Here is an 18,289-nt window from a genome sequence, read left to right as displayed (position 1 = left end):
ACAGTGGGGTCTGCGGCCTGCGGCTGCAACGGAAACCATTCGTTAAGGTTAACGGCTGTCCACAGGCAGGCAAATTCGTTCAAGGCCTGGCGGAAGGCCCTCAATTCACCGGCGGATAGAGCGTGTCGACGATCATGCGCGCATCGTGGCGCGAATCGAGCATGCCATAGGTGTTGCGCCACTGGCCGGCGAGCCGCGTCTCGACGAAGGCGTCCGCAATCCGCCCTGCCCCCAGCCGGCGCAATTCCGCAGCTGCCGCCGACAGCGCCAGCTGTTCGGTCAGCAGGCGGGCCGACCCCTCATCGGTGCCGGCGACCTGCATGGCCGCCTTGAGCACGCCAATGGTTCCGCGTCCGCCGGCGCCGAGATCGCGGTCGATGCCGGCCAGCACCTCCTCGAACAGGCCGGGCGCGCGGCCGAGCACGCGCAGCACGTCGAGCGCCATGACATTGCCTGAGCCCTCCCAGATCGCATTGACCGGGGCTTCGCGGTAGTAGCGGGCGAGCGGCGCTTCCTCGACATAGCCATTGCCGCCGAGGCACTCCATCGCCTCATAGAGCAGTGGCGGCGCGATCTTGCAGACCCAGTATTTGACCACCGGGGTCATGGCGCGGGCAAAAGCAGCCTCGCCGCGGTCGCCGGCAGCCTCGTCGAAGGAGCGCGCCAGTCGGAACGAGAGTGCCGTGGCGGCGGCGACATCGAGCGCCATGTCCGCCAGCACGCGTTGCATCAGCGGCTGTTCGATCAACGTCGAGCCGGCCACCTGGCGGTGACGGGCGTGATGCACGGCCTCAGCCAGCCCCGCTCGCATGATTGCCGACGAGGCGACGGCGCAGTCGAGCCGGGTCAGCGTGACCATGTCCATGATCGTCTTTATGCCGGCGCCGGGCTCGCCGACCATCTCGCCGATGGCGTTGACGAACTCTACCTCCGACGAGGCGTTGGAGCGGTTGCCGAGCTTGTCCTTCAGCCGCTGGAAGCGGAAGCCGTTGCCGGAACCGTCGCCGAGGATGCGCGGGACGAGAAAACAGGAAAGCCCTTCCGGCGCCTGTCCAAGCACGAGAAAAGCGTCCGACATCGGCGCCGACATGAACCATTTGTGGCCGGTGAGGCGATAAAAGCCGCTGCCGGCGCGTTCGGCCCGTGTGGTGTTGGCGCGCACGTCGGTGCCGCCCTGCTTTTCGGTCATGCCCATGCCGAGCGTCAGCCCGGCCTTGTCGACCGGCGGCTTCTGGCTCTGGTCGTATTTGCGCGTCGTCACGCGCGGCGCCCATTCGCGAAACAGCTTTGGGCTGGCCATCAGGGCGGCCAGCGAAGCGCTGGTCATGGTGATGGGGCAGAGATGCCCGGTCTCGAGTTCGGCGGTCAGGTAGAAACGCGCGGCGCGCACCTGATGGCGACGGCCGATCTCGCTATCGCCGTTTTCCCAGATCGAGGAATGCAGGCCGCCGGCAACCGAGCGGCGCATCAGCGCATGATAGGCCGGATGGAATTCGACGAGGTCGATGCGCCGGCCCTGACGGTCATGCGTGCGGAGCTTCGGCGTCTCGACATTGGCGAGGCGGGCCAGTTCCTGCGCCTCCTGCGTCAGGACGAACCGGCCAAGCCCGTCGAGGTCCTTGCGCACCGGATCGGAAAAACGCTCGGCAAGCTGGATCAGCAACGGATCGCCCCGCCAGGCGTTGCCGCCCGTCAGCGGCGGCGGCTGGTTGGTCACGTCGTCGGTCACGCCCAATCCTTCTGAAAGTAGAAGGGCCTTCTAACGCTAGAAAGGCACTTATCATCACAAGGCTTCGAATCCGAAGCAATCGGCTAGATATAGCCCAAGGCAGGCGGCGCGCGCGACGAAAATACCGGGGAGAAAGGCCGCAATGCCAAGCTGACGCTTGCGGCAAGGAATTCTCCCCCCTATAGCAGCGCCTTGAGATGACCGACGCTTCGTCCCTGCCGCTTTATCCTCACCGCCATCTTCTGGGCATCCGCGATCTTTCCCCCGGTGACATCGAGCTTCTGCTCGACCGGGCCGATCGCGCCGTCGCCATTTCGCGGCAGTCCGAAAAGAAGACCTCGACGCTGCGCGGCCGCACCCAGATCAACCTCTTCTACGAAGCCTCGACGCGCACGCAGTCGTCGTTCGAACTGGCCGGGAAACGGCTCGGCGCCGACGTCATGAACATGTCGGTGGCGAGCTCTTCGGTGAAGAAGGGCGAGACGCTGATCGACACGGCGATGACGCTGAACGCCATGCGCCCCGACATCCTGATCATCCGCCACCAGTCTGCGGGCGCCGCCGCCCTTTTGGCGCAGAAGGTCGGCTGCTCGGTGGTCAATGCCGGCGACGGCGCGCATGAACACCCAACGCAGGCGCTGCTCGACGCGCTGACCATCCGCCGCGCCAAGGGGCCGCTGTCGAAACTGATCGTAGCGATCTGCGGCGACATCCTGCATTCTCGCGTGGCGCGTTCCAACATCATGCTGTTGAACGCGCTTGGTGCGCAGGTGCGTGTGGTGGCGCCGTCGACCCTGCTGCCGTCCGGCATCGAGAAAATGGGCGTCATCGTCTCGCGCTCGATGGCAGAGGGCCTCAAGGGCGCGGACGTGGTGATGATGCTGCGCCTGCAGCGCGAGCGGATGGAAGGCGCCTTCGTGCCTTCGGTACGCGAATATTTCCGCTATTTCGGCCTCGATGCCGAAAAGCTGAAGGCCGCCAAGGACGGCGCGCTGGTGATGCATCCCGGTCCGATGAACCGCGGCGTCGAGATTGCGTCCGAAATCGCCGACGGTCCGCAAAGCGTCATCCAGGAACAGGTCGAGATGGGTGTCGCCGTGCGCATGGCGGTGATGGAAGCGCTGCTCGACCCGCGCCGCAACGAGGGCCGGAGCGCATGAGCACGACGGTCTTTGAGCGCGCCCGCATCGTCGACCCGTCACGCGGCTTCGACGAGGTCGGCACCGTGATCGTCGAGGGGAAAAAGATCGTTGCCGCCGGCAAGGCTGCCCTGAACCAGGGCCTGCCGGCGGGAGCCACCGTGGTCGACTGCGCCGGCAAGGCGATCATTCCCGGCCTGATCGACGCGCGCGTCTTCATCGGCGAACCGGGCGGCGAACATCGCGAGACCATCGCTTCGGCCAGCGTTGCGGCGGCGGCCGGCGGCGTCACCTCCGTCGTTATGATGCCCGACACCGACCCGGTGATCGACAATGTCGCGCTGGTCGAATTCGTGCTGCGCACCGCCCGGGACACGGCAAGCGTCAACATCTTTCCGGCGGCGGCGATCACCAAAGGCCTCGCCGGTCGCGAGATGACCGAATTCGGCCTGTTGCGCGAGGCCGGTGCGGTCGCCTTCACCGATGGGCGGCACACAATATCCAGCGCACTGGTGATGCGCCGGGCGCTGACCTATGCCCGCGATTTCGGCGGCGTCATCGCACATGAGACACAGGATGGCGACCTCGCTTCGGCAGGCGTGATGAATGAAGGCCTGTATGCCAGCTGGCTCGGCCTTGCCGGCATTCCGCGCGAGGCCGAGTCCATCCCGCTGGAGCGCGACCTGGCGCTGGCACGGCTGACGCGCGGCGCCTACCACGCGGCCAAGATCTCGACGGCGATGGCAGCGCAAGCGATGACGCGCGCGAAAGCCGACAAGGCCAATGTCACGGCGGGCGTGGCGATCCACAATCTGTCGCTGAACGAGAACGATGTCGGGGAATACCGCACCTTCTTCCGGCTGACGCCGCCTTTGCGCGCCGAGGAAGACCGGCTGGCCATGATCGAGGCGGTCAAGGACGGCACGATCGACATCATCGTCTCCTCGCACGACCCTCAGGATGTCGACACCAAGCGCCTGCCCTTCGCCGATGCAGCTGCCGGCGCGATCGGGTTGGAGACGCTGCTTGGAGCAGCGCTTCGGCTCTACCACAATGGCGACGTGCCGCTACTTCGGCTGGTCGAAACACTGTCCACTGCACCAGCAAGGCTGTTCGGCCTGCCGGGCGGCACGCTGAAGCCGGGAGCGCCGGCCGATCTTGCGCTGATCGACCTTGAAGAACCCTGGATCGTGAGTGAAAGCGGCATCCGCTCGCGCTCGAAAAACACCTGCTTCGAAGGTGCGCGGCTGCAAGGCATGGTCTTGCAAACGCTGGTGGCGGGCCGCACAGTGTTTTCGAGCTAGAGCGATCGCGCCACGTCGTCGCAGACCGACATGTTGCTGGGGAAATGCGGGGGCAAACAATGAGTTATAACGTTATCCTGGCATTGCTGTTCGGCTATCTCCTCGGCTCGATTCCCTTCGGCCTCGTGATCACCCGCGCGGCCGGCCTCGGCGATGTGCGCAAAATCGGCTCCGGCAATATCGGCGCCACCAACGTTCTGCGCACCGGCAACAAGGGCCTCGCCGCCGCGACGCTGGTGCTCGACGCGTTGAAGGGTACGGCGGCGGTGATGATCGCGCGCCATTTTGGACACGACTACGGACTGTGGGCCGGCCTTGGACTCTGGGCGGGCCTTGGCGCCTTCCTTGGCCATCTGTTTCCGGTCTGGCTCGGTTTCAAGGGCGGCAAGGGCGTGGCGACCTATCTCGGCGTGCTGATCGCGCTCGGCTGGCATGTGGCGCTGATTTTTATCGTCGTCTGGCTGGCGATGGCTTTTCTGTTTCGCTATTCCTCGCTGGCAGCGCTGACGGCGGCGGTCGTCGTGCCGATCGCGCTTTATTTCTGGAGCACACCTGAGACCGCCGGGCTGTTCCTGGTGATGAGCCTGATCGTCATCTTCAAACATCGCGCCAACATTTCGCGCCTTCTTGCCGGCACCGAAGGCAAGATCGGAGCCAAGGGTTGAGCAAGCCCGCCGCCGGGCCGCGCCTCAGCGACCGGCAGCGGCTGAGCTGGCTGCGGCTGATCCGCACACAAAATGTCGGCCCGGCCTCGTTTCGCGAATTGATCAACCGCTTTGGTTCGGCGGAGGCGGCGTTGGAGATGCTGCCCGAGCTGATGATTTCGGGCGGAGCCAAAAGGATCATGCGCATTCCTTCCGTGGAGGAAGCCGAAGCGGAACTCGACGCAGCCAGTGAAAACGGCGCCCGCTTCGTCGGCATCGGCGAGGCCGACTACCCGCCGATGCTGAAAAACATGGACAATCCGCCGCCACTGATTGCCGTGAAGGGCGAGGCAGCCGTCTTTCGCCTCCCGGCGGTGGCCATCGTCGGCGCCCGCAACGCGTCGCTCGCCGGCATCAAGATGGCGCGCATGCTGGCGGCGGATCTTGGCCGCGACGGCTACGTCATCGTTTCCGGCCTGGCGCGCGGCATCGACACGGCAGCACACCAGGGCAGTCTCTCGACTGGTACAGTGGGTGTGCTGGCCGGTGGGCTCGATGTCCCCTACCCGCCCGAAAATATCGGCTTGTGCGACGACATTGCCGAGCGTGGCGGCGCCGTCATTTCGGAAATGCCGTTCGGCTGGCAGCCGCGGGCGCAGGATTTTCCGCGCCGCAACCGGCTTGTCGCGGGCGCCGCCCTCGGACTGGTGGTGATCGAAGCGGCGCAACGCTCCGGCTCGCTGATCAGCGCGCGCCTGGCCGGCGAGATGGGCCGGCTGGTCTTTGCCGTACCGGGTTCGCCGCTCGATCCGCGCTGCGCCGGCTCCAACGGGCTGCTCAAGGATGGCGCCACCCTGGTCACCGAGGCGGCCGACGTTTCCGGTGCGATCGCACCCTTGGCGGGCACGCGAACGCGAAGCATTGCGCCGCCAGAAAAGGCACCCGATTTTTCGGCAACACCCCCGCCCGGTGAGGACGAACGCAGCGCCGTGCTCGAGGCGCTGGGCCCAACGCCGGTGGGCGTGGACGAGATCATCCGCCACACCGGCCTCAACGCCGCGCAAGTCTCCATGGTGCTGCTGGAACTCGACCTTGCCGGCCGCATCGAGCGCCATGCCGGCGGCAATGTCTCACTGGTTTCGTGACGTTCCAGCCGATCCCGCCGCACGTCGGCCGCAACTCACGCGTCGAGGGTCACGCCGGCGGCGCCAACGCCGGTACAGATGCCACCGCAGGGTATTTTCCAGGCGGCTCTCGGAAAAGCACTCCGCCATTCCAGGGCTCTCCGTTGCACTGACGATCACGCTCGCGATGGCATACTCGACAGCTGACGAAAACCGGGCTCGACAGTCTGCGCATCAGTCAGCGGAACAGATACTTCGATACCTCCGGATTGCCACGGCGCCACATCACATTGTCCAGAAAATAATGGTGCACATTGATGAAGATGAGCACGATGAAGAAGAACAGCGATGACCCCAGCACTTGCCTGTCATAGGGAATCAAAGCCGTCAGCGCGGATGGGATCAGCCAGAAGCCGAGATAGCCAAGGGCCGTGCCGCCGACGATGAAGCCGAGGAGCCGAAACCTGTAGAGGGGGCCGAGAAAGGACAGGATTTTCGGCTGCGGATCGCGTTCGGCATCGGAGCTGTCACGCTCAACATTGGTCTGATAGCGCCAGACCACGGCGAGGTACTGCAGCGAGTGGAGCGCCGGCACGATCAGCAGCCAGAGCGGATTTATTCTCACAATCAGGATCCAGAGATAGAGCGACGCGACGTAGGCCACGATGCCGTTATAGGGCAGCTTGCCACCGTTCTTTCGCCAGCGATTGACCAGCATCAAAAGCGTAGCCGCCGTCGAAGCAATGGCTGCCAGCAAGGCGATGTCGGTGATCCAGGAAGGGACCGCGAAGGTGTAATAGTCGAGGCCGTAATATTTGCCCTGGGTGACCGCCGTATTCGTCTGCAGCCACGAAAGGATCCACACGGCATAGGAGTTTACCAGCAGCACCTTCTTGTCGCGATCGTCGAAGAATTTGCGCTTCAGCACCGCGTCCACCATCAGCATGCCGTAGCCCTGCTTGACGTAGTGCCAGCCGACGAAAAAGAACATGGCGTTGGTGGCAAAGCCGAGCAGCCGCGTGTTCGCCGCCACCGCGCCATAGGCAAAGAACCCGGCCATGACCAGGGGCACGACAATGCCCGCGAAGATGTAGCGGAGTTGCAGGCTCCTGTCGTAGCCGTCGCCCGTCACCTTGCGCCCGAAATTGCGATAGAAAAGCTGGTAGGAGTGGGCGAAGTGGGGATAGTTCACGAGATAGGCGACGACGACCATCGTTGCGGCCACCGGCCCCTCATATTCGAGCGGAACGAGAAACAGCACCGGCAGGATGAGAAAGGCGCTGCCGCCCAGCATGAGGAAATCGGCGACCGGGCCGAAGAGGTACTTTTGAGGCGCCGCCGCCTTAGGAGCGACAGCATCCGCCGAAAGCTGAAGTGTCATGTCAGAACCCTCCCCTGGGAAAGGCTGAGTTTAGCCATCGACTGGGATGGGGACAAGGTTGGAGCTGCCGCTCCGCGCCCTAACACTGGGCCATCCTGCTGTTTCGCCAATGGTCTCGATCCGCCATGGGCTTCGAACCCGTGAAGGCCCTCCGCTGTTAATAAAGCGCACCACCCCAATTTACGACTAACATGTTAGTGTGCTAGCACGGCATACACACCTACTTCGGAGACCTTCCGGTGACATCACGCTTTGGCCTTTCGGCCGCTCTCGCCACGCCTTTCGATGCCCGCGGGCAGATCGCCACCGATCCCATGATCGCTCAGGCCAAAAGTTGCCTGGCGCAGGGTTGCGGCAGCGTGACGCTTTTCGGCACCACAGGGGAAGGCGCGTCGGTGGGCACGACGGAGCGGCGGTCGGTGACCGAAGCCATGCTGGCTGCTGGAATCTTGCCGCATCAACTCGTTGCCGGCGTGCTGGTCGACGCCGCCGAAGACGCCGCCGAACAGGCACAGCATGCCTTGCAGCGAGGCGCCCGAAACATTCTGCTGGCCCCGCCGAGCTACTTCAAGAATGTCGGCGAGGAGGGCCTTTTCGGCTGGTTCTCCGCCGTCTTTGCCGCGCTTGGCCCCCTCGCCCGTGACGTGCTGCTCTACAACATCCCTTCGGTTACCATGGTGCAGCTTTCGCTTGGCCTGATCGGCCGATTGCGCACTGCTTTTCCCGACGTGGTCGCCGGGGTGAAGGATTCCGGTGGAAACTGGAGCTACAGCGAGGCGCTGCTTGCCGCCTATGGCGATCTGGTGATCCTGATCGGCGATGAAAGGCATCTGGCGCGTGCGGTGCGACTGGGTGCTCAAGGTGCAATCTCGGGCATGGCCAATTTCGTCCCGGGCGAAATCCGCGCCATGGCCGAGGACGGGCGCGACGATCCTCGCGTCGAAAGTTTTGTGCTCGAATTGCTGAAATATCCGGTCACCCCCGCGGTAAAGGTCATGGTGGCGCGCAAGACCGGCGACGAGCGCTGGCTGGCGGTCCGTCCGCCGCTGGAGCCGATTGCGTTGCAAGGGCAGCAGCAGCTTGCCGCAGCCTATGACAGCCTGTTTGCCAGGGAACCGGCCTGACCGGCAAAGGGAAGCGCGCCGAAATGGAAGACGGCAACGAACCGACCACCCTCAGGGAGAAGGCCTATGCCAGCTTCACGCGGCATTTGCTGGCGCGCGACTTCAAGCCGGGCCAGTTCGTGTCGCAACGTGAGCTGGTTGCCTTCACCGGACTGCCGCTCGGCGCCATTCGCGAGATCGTGCCGCGTCTCGAGGCGGAAGGACTGCTGACGACCATCCCGCAGCGCGGCATGCAGATCGCCCATATAGACATCAGCCTGATCCGCGAGGCCTTTCAGTTCCGCCTGTTCATGGAGCGTGAAGCGGTGGCGCTGTTTACGGTAAGCGCCTCCGATGCCGAGCTTGCCCGCTTGCGGCGCGAGCATGAGGACATGCTTGCCCAGGCGCTGGCGCAAACCCCGACGCCGGAGATGGAGGCCAAGGCGCAGACCATCGACTGGGCCATGCACGACACGTTCATCGATGCGCTGGGCAACGAGATCATCGCCAAGGCCTATCTGGTGAATTCGGTGAAGATCCGCCTGATCCACCAGGAGCGGTTCCGTATCGACGGGCGCGTCGTGCCGGTCATGCGCGAGCACCTGGCGGTGATTGATGCGATGCAGAGCCGCGATCCTGGGAAGGCGGTCGAGGCCATCAGCCAGCATATCGAAAAGGCGCGCCGGCTGGCGCTGCAAATCTGAGGAAGCATGAGCCGCGCCGCGGTCGCTGCGGCGCAATCGACAACGACAACAACCGGGAGGAAGAAAATGTCGTCCAATCTGTTCAACCCAACCAGGAGGCAACTCCTCCAGGGAACCGCCGCCCTTGCCGCCGCCGGCTTTGCCGGTGTTCGCCCAAGCTTTGCCGCCGGCGTCGACTGGAAGCGCTTTGCGGGAACGACGCTTGACGTCAATCTGGTGAAAAGCCCGCGCAGCGACACGCTGATAAAATACATCGCCGAGTTCGAGGAACTGACCGGGATCAAGGTCAATGCCGAAGCGACGCCGGAACAGCAGCAGCGCCAGAAGACGGTGATCGAACTGAGCTCCGGCAAACCGAGCTTCGACGTCGTGCATCTGAGCTACCACGTGCAGAAGCGCCAGTTCGAAAAGGGCGACTGGCTGGCCGACATATCAGGCTATCTCGCCGACCCGACCCTGACCGATCCTGCGCTGGTGGAAACCGATTTCGCCGATGCCGGCATGCTGTTTGCCAAGGACGGCCAGGGCGTGCTGCGCTCGCTGCCGTTCTCGGTGGATTACTGGATCGTCTACTGGAACAAGGAATTGTTCGAGGCCAAGGGCCTCAAATACCCCGAGACGTTCGAGCAGCTGGTGGCCGCCGCCGAAACGCTGACCGATCCGTCGACCAACACCTACGGCTTTGTCGCCCGCGGCCTGAAAAACGCCAACACGCCGGTGTGGACGTCGCTGATGCTCGGCTACGACATGACGCCGCTCGATGACAAGGGCAAGCTGCGCACGACCTCGCCCGAGGCGGTCGAGGCCGCCAGCCTCTACCAGCGGCTGATGACCAAGTCGGCGCCTCCAGGCGTCACCGGATTCAACTGGGCCGAAGCCCAGTCCGCCTTCCTGCAAGGCAAGATCGGCATGTGGTTCGATGGCGTCGGCTTTGCCCCGCCGATGGAAAACCCGGAAAAGTCACGAGTGGTCGGCAAGGTCGGCTACGGCGTCATGCCCAAGGGGCCCAAGGCGCATGCCGCCGGCACCTTTGGCGACGGCCTCGGCGTGACGGCCGCCAGCGAGAAGAAGGAGGCCGCCTACCTCTTCTGCCAGTGGGCGATTTCGCCCGCCATGGGCGCGCGCCTGCTGCAGGCGGGTGCCGGCGTGCCGTTCCGCAAGTCGGTGCTGGAAGATCCCAAGGTGCGCGAAGGCGTCACCATGCCGGCGAGCTGGCTCGATGCCGTGGTCGGCTCGGGCAATGTCAGCCGGCTGTCGCTGCCGGTCATCATTCCGGTCACCGAGTTCCGCGACATCTATGGCGTGGCGCTGACCAATCTGATCGCCGGCGCCGATCCGGCAGAGGAACTGAAGAAGGCCACCGAGCAGTTCCAGCCGGTGCTCGACCGGAGCGAGCAAGGCTGATGTCCGCCATCACCCCAGAACGCACCGGGGTGACGACGCAAGCCATCGAAGGGGGCCAGACCATCCGTCTGGCTCCCAACTACTGGCCTTTCGTCGTCCCGGCGCTCGTCGTCGTCGGCGCCGTGATCGTCTTTCCCTGGGCCTTCACACTGTGGATGAGCGTCAACCGCTGGACCCTCGGCCAGGCGCGAAGCTTTGCCGGGATGGAAAACTATCTGCGGCTGGCAGTCGACCAACGCTTCTGGGAATCGCTTTTCCATACGCTGACCTACACGGCGCTTTCGGTCGCGGCGCCGATGTTCCTTGGCACTGTCGCGGCGCTGATCTTCGACGCCAAATTTCCGCTGCGCGGCCTGTTGCGCGGCGTCTTCGTCATGCCGATGATGGCAACGCCAGTCGCCGTGGCGCTGGTCTGGACGATGATGTTCCATCCCCAGCTCGGCGTGCTCAACTATCTGTTGTCGCTGGTCGGCATCCCGGCGCAGGAATGGATCTTTAATGCCAGGACGGTCATCCCGTCCCTGGTTGCGGTCGAGACCTGGCAGTGGACGCCGCTGGTGATGCTGATCGTGCTGGGCGGCTTGGCCTCCGTGCCGCGCGAGCCCTTCGAGAGCGCCGAGATCGATGGCGCCAACGCCTGGCAGCAATTCCGCTATCTCACCTTGCCGATGATCGCGCCGTTCCTGATGATCGCGATGATCATCCGCACTATCGATGCGCTGAAAAGTTTTGACATCATCTATGCCATGACCCAGGGCGGACCGGGCACGGCCTCGGAAACCATCAACATCTATCTCTACAACACCGCCTTCTCCTACTACGACATCGGCTATGGCTCGGCCATGGCCGTGGTGTTCTTCATCGTCATCGTCGCGCTGTCCTTCATCCTGCTGATGCTGCGCCAGCGCTCCCAATGGATCGGGGTGGAGGGCAAATAGATGAGTTCACGGCTGCTCAACCGGATCGGGCTGTTTTTCGCGGCTCTGGTCTTCGTCTCGCCGGCGATCCTGTTCTTCCTCTGGATGATCTCGCTGTCGCTGAAGTTCGAGATCGACAACGGTGCCTACCCGCCGATCCTGATCCCGGAACATCTCGCCTGGTCGAACTATGTGAAGGTATTCGAGGAGAACAATTTCCTGCTCTATTTCTGGAATTCGGTTCTGGTGACGGGCACGGCAACGTTGCTGGCGCTGCTGATCGGCGTGCCGGCGGGCTATGGCATCGCGCGGCTCAAGGCCGAACGCTCGGCGGTGGTCATCATGATCGCCCGCATGACGCCGGGGCTTTCCTATCTCATTCCGCTGTTCCTGCTGTTCCAGTGGGTCGGCATTCTCGGCACGCTGTGGCCGCAGATCATCATCCATCTGGTGGTGACGGTGCCGATCGTGGTCTGGGTGATGATCGGCTATTTCGAGACCACGCCGATGGAGCTGGAAGAAGCGGCCAACATCGATGGCGCCAGTTCCTGGCAGGTGTTCCGGCTGGTCGCCTTGCCCATCGCCAAGCCGGGCATTGTCGTCGCCTTCATCCTGTCGATCATCTTCTCATGGAACAATTTCGTCTTCGGCATTGTGCTCGCCAGCCGCGAGACTCGCACGCTGCCGGTCGCCGTCTACAACATGCTTTCCTACGAGCAGGTGAGCTGGGGTCCGCTCGCCGCCGCAGCACTTGTGGTGACGCTGCCGGTGCTGGTGCTGACCCTGTTCGCGCAAAGGCAGATCGTCGCAGGGCTGACCGCAGGCGCCGTCAAGGGCGGCTGAGGCACGGCCCGACATCACTCATTCCGGGAGAAATCCAATGGCATCGGTAACAATCAACAACGTCCAGAAGGCTTTCGGAGCCGCCAAGATCATCCACGATGTCAGCGTCGACATCTCCGATGGCGAATTCGTCATCCTGGTCGGGCCGTCGGGCTGCGGAAAGTCGACGCTGCTGCGCATGATTGCCGGACTGGAAACGATCTCGGGCGGCAGGATCGCCATTGGCGATCGCGTCGTCAACAATCTCAGGGCGCGCGACCGAAACATCGCCATGGTGTTCCAGAACTACGCGCTCTATCCGCATATGACGGTGGCCGACAATATGGGCTTTGCCCTGAAGATCAAGAAAGCCGATCCGGCCGACACCGCCGGCCGCGTCGGCAGGGCCGCCAGCATTCTCGGCCTGGACAAGCTGCTCGACCGCTATCCGCGTCAGCTTTCCGGCGGCCAGCGCCAGCGCGTCGCCATGGGCCGCGCCATCGTGCGCGACCCGCAGGTGTTCCTGTTCGACGAGCCGCTGTCCAATCTCGACGCCAAATTGCGCGTGCAGATGCGCGGCGAGATCAAGGCACTGCACCAGCGGCTGGGAACCACAACCATCTACGTCACGCACGACCAGATCGAGGCCATGACCATGGCCGACAAGATCGTCGTGCTGCATGACGGCCTTGTCGAGCAGATCGGCGCGCCGCTCGATCTCTACGATCGCCCGGCCAACCTCTTCGTTGCCGGCTTCATCGGCTCGCCGGCGATGAATTTCATTCGCGGCCATGTCGAGGAAGGTGTTTTCCGCAGCGCCGGTGGACTGATCTTGCCGCTGCCGGAAGGCATCGACCTGGCAAACATACCCGGCGGCGACCTCATCTACGGCATCCGCCCCGAACACATCCGAGCGACGACCGCCAAAGGAATCCCCGGCACGATCGTGCTTCTGGAAGCAACGGGTTCGGAAATCTTTGCCAGGGTCGACTGCGCCGGAGAAGAAATCTCCTGCCTTTTCCGCGAGCGGCTGGCACTGAAACAGGGCGAGCAGATGCGCATCGAGATCGACCGCGCCTGCGCTCATCTGTTCGACGTCAAGACCGGGCGGCGATTGTAGGGGGCGATGGGGGCTGCTGACAGGGCAACTTCCGCACGAAATATTTCTGGTGAGCGCGTCGGGGTTCGAACCCGAGACCTACTGATTAAAAGTCAGTTGCTCTACCGGCTGAGCTACGCGCTCCCGCGGGCTCTAAAGGCCGCCCTCGAAATTGCGCGGAACATAGGGAGAGTGCCGCGACCGGTCAACCGGAAAAAGATGGCCCTTCGACCGGGGTTTCAGCCATCGCCAGACGCGCCGCAAATTGCGTCGTCACCAGCCCGGTGAGCCGCTCCCGCACGTGGTCGCCGCTTCGATCTGTTGGCGCGCGAGACGCGCCTTTTCTCTCGCGCCGAATTCGAGAAACATTACAAATCAGCAACTTACTGTTTTGGTGGGAACCATCGCACGAGCGGGCCGTTTTCGTCTCACAAGGGACGTCAACCACCCTTCAAGGAGAAGATCATGAACAAGATCGCAACGGGTCTACTGGCGACCACCCTGTCAATTTCGTTTGCCGCGGCCGCCGCTATGCCGGCCAATGCCGCCCAGATGTTCGTGCCCCAGTCATCAGAAACTTCGTCCGACATCGTGAATGTGGGCGATTCTCGTCATGACAACTGGCGGTGGATGCGCCATGGCAACCGCAATTCCGGCAATCGCGATTTCCGCGTGGGCCGCCAGTTCTCGCGCAACAATGATGGCGGCAGCTATTGGAATGGCCATCGCGGCTATCGCGAATATCACCGCGGCTATCGCCGTCACGGCGACTACTGGTTCCCGCTGGCTGCCTTCGCCACCGGCGCCTTGATCACCGGCGCGATCGTCAACAGCGAGAACAACCGCGGCGATGCGCATGTGCAGTGGTGCTACGACCACTATCGGTCGTACCGCGCTTCGGACAACACATTCCAGCCCAATTACGGCCCGCGTCGGCAGTGCAATTCGCCCTATTGAGCTGAGTTGGTACCAAGTGTTGTGTAGAAAAGCCCGCGCCGGCAACGGCGCGGGCCTTTCCGTAGGTTGCTTGGGTACGGGCGCGGCGGATTAGCTGGCCCAATTGACGCTCTTGAAGATCAGATACAGGGCTCCGCCTTCACCACGCGGAGAACGGTATGCACCGAGGCCGTTGCAGATTCGAACCGCAACTGCGGTCATCTTCCAGCCGAGCACTTCCAGGTCGTTGTTCAAAGCTATCGCATAGGATTGAGCCAGTTCATCAATGGAATGCTCCTGTCCGAATGACCGAACCAGCTTTGCGTCGGCAAGCAGTTCGCCAGGCAGGTTTGAATTTGCCCAAGCCCAGAGCCAGTTGCTGGCCTTGGCACTCGTCGATCCGGCGATTTGGATTTCGGCGACGACCTTGGTGATGCCGTTGTCCGAGAACAGAAGCTTTCCTTCTGTCAGATCATAGTCATAGCGAGGCCAACTGCCGAGTCGGAACGCCTGCTGCAAGCGTGCATTCTTTGCATCCAATTGTTCGACAGCCTCGTCGCGCCAGGCGACATACCAGTGTGGATTCATCCCCTTCCCCCGCCACGATTTACTACCGTACGCTCAGCGTCCGGCGCACCGCATCGCGCCAGCCGGCCAGTTTTGCCGAACGCACCGTGGCATCCATGTCCGGCTTGAAGCGGCGCTCGAGCGCCCAGCTCCTGGCAAAATCCTTCGCCTTCGGCCACACGCCTGCTTTCGAGCCGGCAAGCCACGCCGCACCCAGCGCCGTCGTCTCCAGAATGGTCGGGCGATCGACCGGCGCATCGAGGATATCGGCCAGCCGCTGCATGGTCCAGTCGGAGGCCACCATGCCGCCGTCGACGCGAAGCACGGTTTTGGCCGACGCCCCCTTCCAGTCCTTGCGCATTGCGTCGAGGAGATCGCGCGTCTGGTAGGCGACGGATTCCAGCGCCGCGCGGGCGAACTCCGCCGGGCCAGAGTTGCGGGTCAGCCCGAAGATCGCGCCACGCGCCTCGGCGTCCCAATGCGGCGCGCCGAGACCGACGAAAGCCGGCACCAGATAGACGTTCTGCGTGGGGTCGGCGGTTGCCGCCAAAACGCCGCTATGCTCGGCCTTGCCGATCACCTTGATGCCGTCGCGCAGCCATTGCACGGCGGCACCGGCGATGAAGATCGAGCCTTCCAAGGCATAGGTGGTCTTGCCGTTCAGCCGATAGGCGATGGTGGTCAACAGCCGGTTCTTCGAGCGCACCAGATCGGCGCCGGTGTTGAGCAGCGCAAAGCAGCCGGTGCCATAGGTCGATTTCATCATGCCTGGCTCGAAACAGGCCTGGCCGATGGTCGCTGCGTGCTGATCGCCGGCCACGCCAAGGATTTTGATTTCGGCGCCAAACAGGCTTTTTTCCGTCACGCCGTAGTCGTCGGCGCAATCCTTGACCTCAGGCAGCATCGCCACCGGGATGCGCAGGATGGAGAGCAGCTCGTCGTCCCAGACATTTTTCTCGATGTTATAGACCAGCGTGCGCGAGGCGTTGGTGGCATCCGTCGCATGCACCTTGCCGCCGGTCAGCCGCCAGATCAAAAAACTGTCGATAGTGCCGGCGAGCAGTTCGCCCTTTTCGGCGCGCTTTCTCGCACCGTTTACCTTGTCCAGCATCCAGGCGATCTTGGTGCCGGAGAAATAGGGATCGAGCAGCAGGCCGGTCTTTTTGGTGAACTTTTTCTCCAGGCCGTGTTTTTTCAGCTTCTGGCACAGCGGCGCGGTGCGGCGGTCCTGCCAGACGATGGCATTGTGGATCGGCTTGCCGGTCGCCTTGTCCCAGATGACGACGGTTTCGCGCTGGTTGGTGATGCCGATCGCCGCCACATCCGAGGCCTCGCGGCCGGCGGCCTTCAGCGCGCCTTTGACCGTCGCGACGACGCTTGCCCAGATCTCTTCCGGATCATGCTCCACCCAGCCGGAGGCAGGATAATGCTGCGTGAATTCCTGCTGCTTGCTGCCGGCGACCTTCATCGCGCCGTCGAACAGGATCGCCCTGGTCGATGTCGTACCCTGGTCGATTGCAAGGATGTATCCGGTCATTAGTCCTCCCGGTAGCTCGCCTATACAAACAGGGGAGACGGCAAGATGCCGCCTCCCCGTTCACTATGATCCTGGCGCGTACGCCAAGATTACTTCTGCCAGCTCTTCACCAGTTCGTCGTAGTTGATGGTGATCGGCTTTTCCTTCTCGTTCTCGATCTTCAGCTGAGGCGCGAGATTGCCGTTCTTGACCGCGTCGGCGTTCCAGTAGGCGAGGTCATGCTCTTCGGCCATCTTCGGGCCGATATCGCCCTGGACGCCCGACTTCTCGATGCGGGTCATGACTTTTTCCTGCTCGGCGCAGAGCGAGTCCATGGCTTCCTGCGCCGTCTTGGCGCCGGACGAGGCATCGCCGATCGCCTGCCACCAGAGCTGTGCCAGCTTCGGATAATCGGGCACGTTGGTGCCGGTCGGCGACCACTGAACGCGGGCCGGCGAGCGGTAGAACTCGATCAGACCACCGAGCTTCGGCGCACGTTCGGTGAAGCTCTTGTCGTGGATCGTGCTTTCGCGGATGAAGGTCAAGCCGACATGGCTCTTCTTCACGTCGACCGTCTTCGAGGTCACGAACTGCGCGTAGAGCCAGGCGGCCTTGGCGCGGTCGGTCGGCGTCGACTTCATCAGCGTCCAGGAACCCACGTCCTGATAGCCGAGCTTCATGCCGTCCTTCCAGTAGACGCCATGCGGCGACGGGGCCATGCGCCACTTCGGCGTTCCGTCGTCGTTCAGCACCGCCTTGGCGCCGGCGTCGACCATCGAAGCGGTGAAGGCGGTGTACCAGAATATCTGCTGCGCGACCGCACCCTGTGCCGGCACCGGGCCGGATTCGGAGAACGTCATGCCCTGGGCTTCGGCCGGAGCGTAGGCCTTCAGCCAGTCGAGGTATTTCTGGATCGAGTAGACGGCAGCCGGGCCGTTGGTGTCGCCGCCGCGCGCCGTGCAGGAGCCGACCGGCTGTGATTTCTCGTTGACCTTGATGCCCCATTCGTCGACCGGCAGGCCGTTCGGCAGGCCCTTGTCGCCGTTGCCGGCCATCGACAGCCAGGCGTCGGTGAAGCGCCAGCCGAGCGACGGGTCCTTCTTGCCGTAGTCCATGTGGCCATAGACCTTCTTGCCATCGATCTCACGGCCGGTGAAGAACTCGGCGATGTCCTCATAGGCCGACCAGTTGACGGGAACGCCGAGGTCGTAGCCGTATTTCGCCTTGAAGTCGGCCTTGTTCTTCTCGTCGTTGAACCAGTCGTAACGGAACCAGTAGAGGTTGGCGAACTGCTGGTCGGGCAGCTGATAGAGCTTCTTGTCCGGCGCGGTGGTGAAGGAGGTGCCGATAAAATCCTTCAGGTCGAGGTTCGGATTGGTAACGTCCTTGCCCTCGCCCGCCATCCAGTCGGTCAGGTTGCGGACCTGCTGGTAGCGCCAGTGGGTGCCGATCAGGTCGGAATCGTTGACCCAGCCGTCATAGAGGTTCTGGCCGGTCTGCATCTGGGTCTGGATCTTCTCGACGACGTCGCCTTCCTGAATGACGTCATGCGTGATCTTGATGCCGGTGATGGCGGTAAAGGCCGGCGCCAGCACCTGCGATTCATACTGGTGGGTGGCGATGGTTTCGGACACGACCTTGATGTCCATGCCGGCGAAAGGCTTCGCGGCATCGATGAACCACTGCATTTCTGCTTCCTGGCCGGCGCGGTCGAGCGTCGACAGCGGTCCGATTTCCTTGTCCAGAAACGCCTTGGCCTCATCCATTCCGGCGTAGGCGTTGCCTACCCCGAGCAACAGGACAAGGGCAGTTGTTGATGTTAAAAATTGCCGTCGCATAGGTTTCCTCCACATTTAGGTTTCAAGTGTGATCTGGAACGGCCGCCGGCACGCGGTCGCTC

The 18,289-nt window shown here is 63.2% G+C and carries 16 protein-coding genes and 1 tRNA gene; 11 read left to right on the top strand and 6 right to left on the bottom strand.

All coding sequences use genetic code 11. The features are described 5' to 3' along the window. Positions 1 to 100: 100 nt before the first annotated feature. Positions 101 to 1,729, bottom strand: coding sequence for a DNA alkylation response protein (locus ACYG9V_RS19175; RefSeq protein WP_023693424.1), 1,629 nt, complete (start codon positions 1,727 to 1,729; stop codon positions 101 to 103). 197 nt (positions 1,730 to 1,926) lie between these two features. Between ACYG9V_RS19175 and ACYG9V_RS19170 the strand changes: the two genes are divergently transcribed. The 4 genes from ACYG9V_RS19170 to dprA are packed head-to-tail and all read left to right on the top strand — an operon-like array spanning position 1,927 to position 5,961. Then, positions 1,927 to 2,889, top strand: coding sequence for an aspartate carbamoyltransferase catalytic subunit (locus ACYG9V_RS19170; RefSeq protein WP_023688599.1), 963 nt, complete (start codon positions 1,927 to 1,929; stop codon positions 2,887 to 2,889). Beyond that, on the top strand, positions 2,886 to 4,172 hold the full coding sequence (locus ACYG9V_RS19165; RefSeq protein ID WP_023734344.1) for a dihydroorotase: 1,287 nt from the start codon (positions 2,886 to 2,888) through the stop codon (positions 4,170 to 4,172). Before ACYG9V_RS19170 ends, ACYG9V_RS19165 begins: the two co-directional genes overlap by 4 nt. A 59-nt stretch (positions 4,173 to 4,231) precedes the next feature. Further along, a complete protein-coding gene (plsY, locus tag ACYG9V_RS19160) occupies positions 4,232 to 4,837 on the top strand; it encodes a glycerol-3-phosphate 1-O-acyltransferase PlsY (protein ID WP_027049460.1) in 606 nt (201 codons plus the stop codon). After that, positions 4,834 to 5,961, top strand: a complete 1,128-nt coding sequence (dprA, locus tag ACYG9V_RS19155) for a DNA-processing protein DprA (protein WP_027049461.1) — start codon at positions 4,834 to 4,836, stop codon at positions 5,959 to 5,961. The genes plsY and dprA overlap by 4 nt, the downstream gene beginning before the upstream one ends. 217 nt (positions 5,962 to 6,178) lie before the next feature. Here dprA and ACYG9V_RS19150 read toward each other — a convergent pair whose 3' ends face one another. Beyond that, positions 6,179 to 7,321: a hypothetical protein gene (locus ACYG9V_RS19150; protein WP_023706211.1), complete on the bottom strand. Its 1,143-nt coding sequence runs from the start codon at positions 7,319 to 7,321 to the stop codon at positions 6,179 to 6,181. A 239-nt stretch (positions 7,322 to 7,560) separates the two neighbouring features. Here ACYG9V_RS19150 and ACYG9V_RS19145 point away from each other — a divergent pair, with 239 nt between their 5' ends. The 6 genes from ACYG9V_RS19145 to ACYG9V_RS19120 all read left to right on the top strand — a co-directional run bounded on the left by ACYG9V_RS19145 (position 7,561) and on the right by ACYG9V_RS19120 (position 13,391). Beyond that, the gene (locus ACYG9V_RS19145; RefSeq protein ID WP_023806081.1) at positions 7,561 to 8,445 is read left to right on the top strand and encodes a dihydrodipicolinate synthase family protein; all 885 of its coding nucleotides are present in this window, start codon (positions 7,561 to 7,563) and stop codon (positions 8,443 to 8,445) included. A 23-nt stretch (positions 8,446 to 8,468) separates the two neighbouring features. Beyond that, positions 8,469 to 9,128, top strand: a complete 660-nt coding sequence (locus ACYG9V_RS19140; RefSeq protein ID WP_023688610.1) for a GntR family transcriptional regulator — start codon at positions 8,469 to 8,471, stop codon at positions 9,126 to 9,128. Between the two features lie 66 nt (positions 9,129 to 9,194). Then, entirely contained in the window at positions 9,195 to 10,532 is a 1,338-nt protein-coding gene (locus ACYG9V_RS19135) for an ABC transporter substrate-binding protein (protein ID WP_023806080.1), read from the top strand. Beyond that, entirely contained in the window at positions 10,532 to 11,470 is a 939-nt protein-coding gene (locus ACYG9V_RS19130) for a carbohydrate ABC transporter permease (protein ID WP_023670984.1), read from the top strand. Before ACYG9V_RS19135 ends, ACYG9V_RS19130 begins: the two co-directional genes overlap by 1 nt. Continuing rightward, positions 11,471 to 12,292, top strand: a complete 822-nt coding sequence (locus tag ACYG9V_RS19125; protein ID WP_023700756.1) for a carbohydrate ABC transporter permease — start codon at positions 11,471 to 11,473, stop codon at positions 12,290 to 12,292. Positions 12,293 to 12,329: 37 nt separating this feature from the next. Then, positions 12,330 to 13,391: an ABC transporter ATP-binding protein gene (locus tag ACYG9V_RS19120; RefSeq protein WP_023700757.1), complete on the top strand. Its 1,062-nt coding sequence runs from the start codon at positions 12,330 to 12,332 to the stop codon at positions 13,389 to 13,391. Positions 13,392 to 13,438: 47 nt separating this feature from the next. Here ACYG9V_RS19120 and ACYG9V_RS19115 read toward each other — a convergent pair. Next, positions 13,439 to 13,514, bottom strand: a tRNA-Lys gene (locus tag ACYG9V_RS19115). A 321-nt stretch (positions 13,515 to 13,835) separates the two neighbouring features. Between ACYG9V_RS19115 and ACYG9V_RS19110 the strand changes: the two genes are divergently transcribed. Then, positions 13,836 to 14,327 carry a BA14K family protein gene (locus ACYG9V_RS19110; protein WP_023700775.1) on the top strand — a complete coding sequence of 164 codons (492 nt, stop codon included), beginning with the start codon at positions 13,836 to 13,838 and terminating at the stop codon, positions 14,325 to 14,327. 90 nt (positions 14,328 to 14,417) lie between these two features. Here ACYG9V_RS19110 and ACYG9V_RS19105 read toward each other — a convergent pair whose 3' ends face one another. The 3 genes from ACYG9V_RS19105 to ACYG9V_RS19095 form a co-directional block, all read right to left on the bottom strand. Continuing rightward, a complete protein-coding gene (locus ACYG9V_RS19105; protein WP_023670980.1) occupies positions 14,418 to 14,894 on the bottom strand; it encodes a DUF6882 domain-containing protein in 477 nt (158 codons plus the stop codon). A 22-nt stretch (positions 14,895 to 14,916) separates the two neighbouring features. Continuing rightward, positions 14,917 to 16,410, bottom strand: a complete 1,494-nt coding sequence (gene glpK / locus ACYG9V_RS19100) for a glycerol kinase GlpK (RefSeq protein WP_352764598.1) — start codon at positions 16,408 to 16,410, stop codon at positions 14,917 to 14,919. An 89-nt stretch (positions 16,411 to 16,499) separates the two neighbouring features. Then, entirely contained in the window at positions 16,500 to 18,227 is a 1,728-nt protein-coding gene (locus ACYG9V_RS19095; RefSeq protein WP_023670978.1) for an ABC transporter substrate-binding protein, read from the bottom strand. Positions 18,228 to 18,289: the final 62 nt, after the last annotated feature.

The organism is Mesorhizobium sp. W016, from assembly GCF_054719485.1.
This window is presented reverse-complemented; position numbering and strand designations above follow the sequence as displayed.

Excerpts from the sequence above, each read along its gene's own strand:
- ACYG9V_RS19170 (WP_023688599.1), top strand. The coding sequence starts at position 1,927 with ATGACCGACGCTTCGTCCCTGCCGCTTTATCCTCACCGCCATCTTCTG.
- ACYG9V_RS19165 (WP_023734344.1), top strand. The coding sequence starts at position 2,886 with ATGAGCACGACGGTCTTTGAGCGCGCCCGCATCGTCGACCCGTCACGC.
- plsY (WP_027049460.1), top strand. The coding sequence starts at position 4,232 with ATGAGTTATAACGTTATCCTGGCATTGCTGTTCGGCTATCTCCTCGGC.
- ACYG9V_RS19150 (WP_023706211.1), bottom strand. The coding sequence starts at position 7,321 with ATGACACTTCAGCTTTCGGCGGATGCTGTCGCTCCTAAGGCGGCGGCG.
- ACYG9V_RS19140 (WP_023688610.1), top strand. The coding sequence starts at position 8,469 with ATGGAAGACGGCAACGAACCGACCACCCTCAGGGAGAAGGCCTATGCC.
- ACYG9V_RS19135 (WP_023806080.1), top strand. The coding sequence starts at position 9,195 with ATGTCGTCCAATCTGTTCAACCCAACCAGGAGGCAACTCCTCCAGGGA.
- ACYG9V_RS19130 (WP_023670984.1), top strand. The coding sequence starts at position 10,532 with ATGTCCGCCATCACCCCAGAACGCACCGGGGTGACGACGCAAGCCATC.
- ACYG9V_RS19125 (WP_023700756.1), top strand. The coding sequence starts at position 11,471 with ATGAGTTCACGGCTGCTCAACCGGATCGGGCTGTTTTTCGCGGCTCTG.
- ACYG9V_RS19120 (WP_023700757.1), top strand. The coding sequence starts at position 12,330 with ATGGCATCGGTAACAATCAACAACGTCCAGAAGGCTTTCGGAGCCGCC.
- ACYG9V_RS19110 (WP_023700775.1), top strand. The coding sequence starts at position 13,836 with ATGAACAAGATCGCAACGGGTCTACTGGCGACCACCCTGTCAATTTCG.
- ACYG9V_RS19105 (WP_023670980.1), bottom strand. The coding sequence starts at position 14,894 with ATGAATCCACACTGGTATGTCGCCTGGCGCGACGAGGCTGTCGAACAA.
- glpK (WP_352764598.1), bottom strand. The coding sequence starts at position 16,410 with ATGACCGGATACATCCTTGCAATCGACCAGGGTACGACATCGACCAGG.
- ACYG9V_RS19095 (WP_023670978.1), bottom strand. The coding sequence starts at position 18,227 with ATGCGACGGCAATTTTTAACATCAACAACTGCCCTTGTCCTGTTGCTC.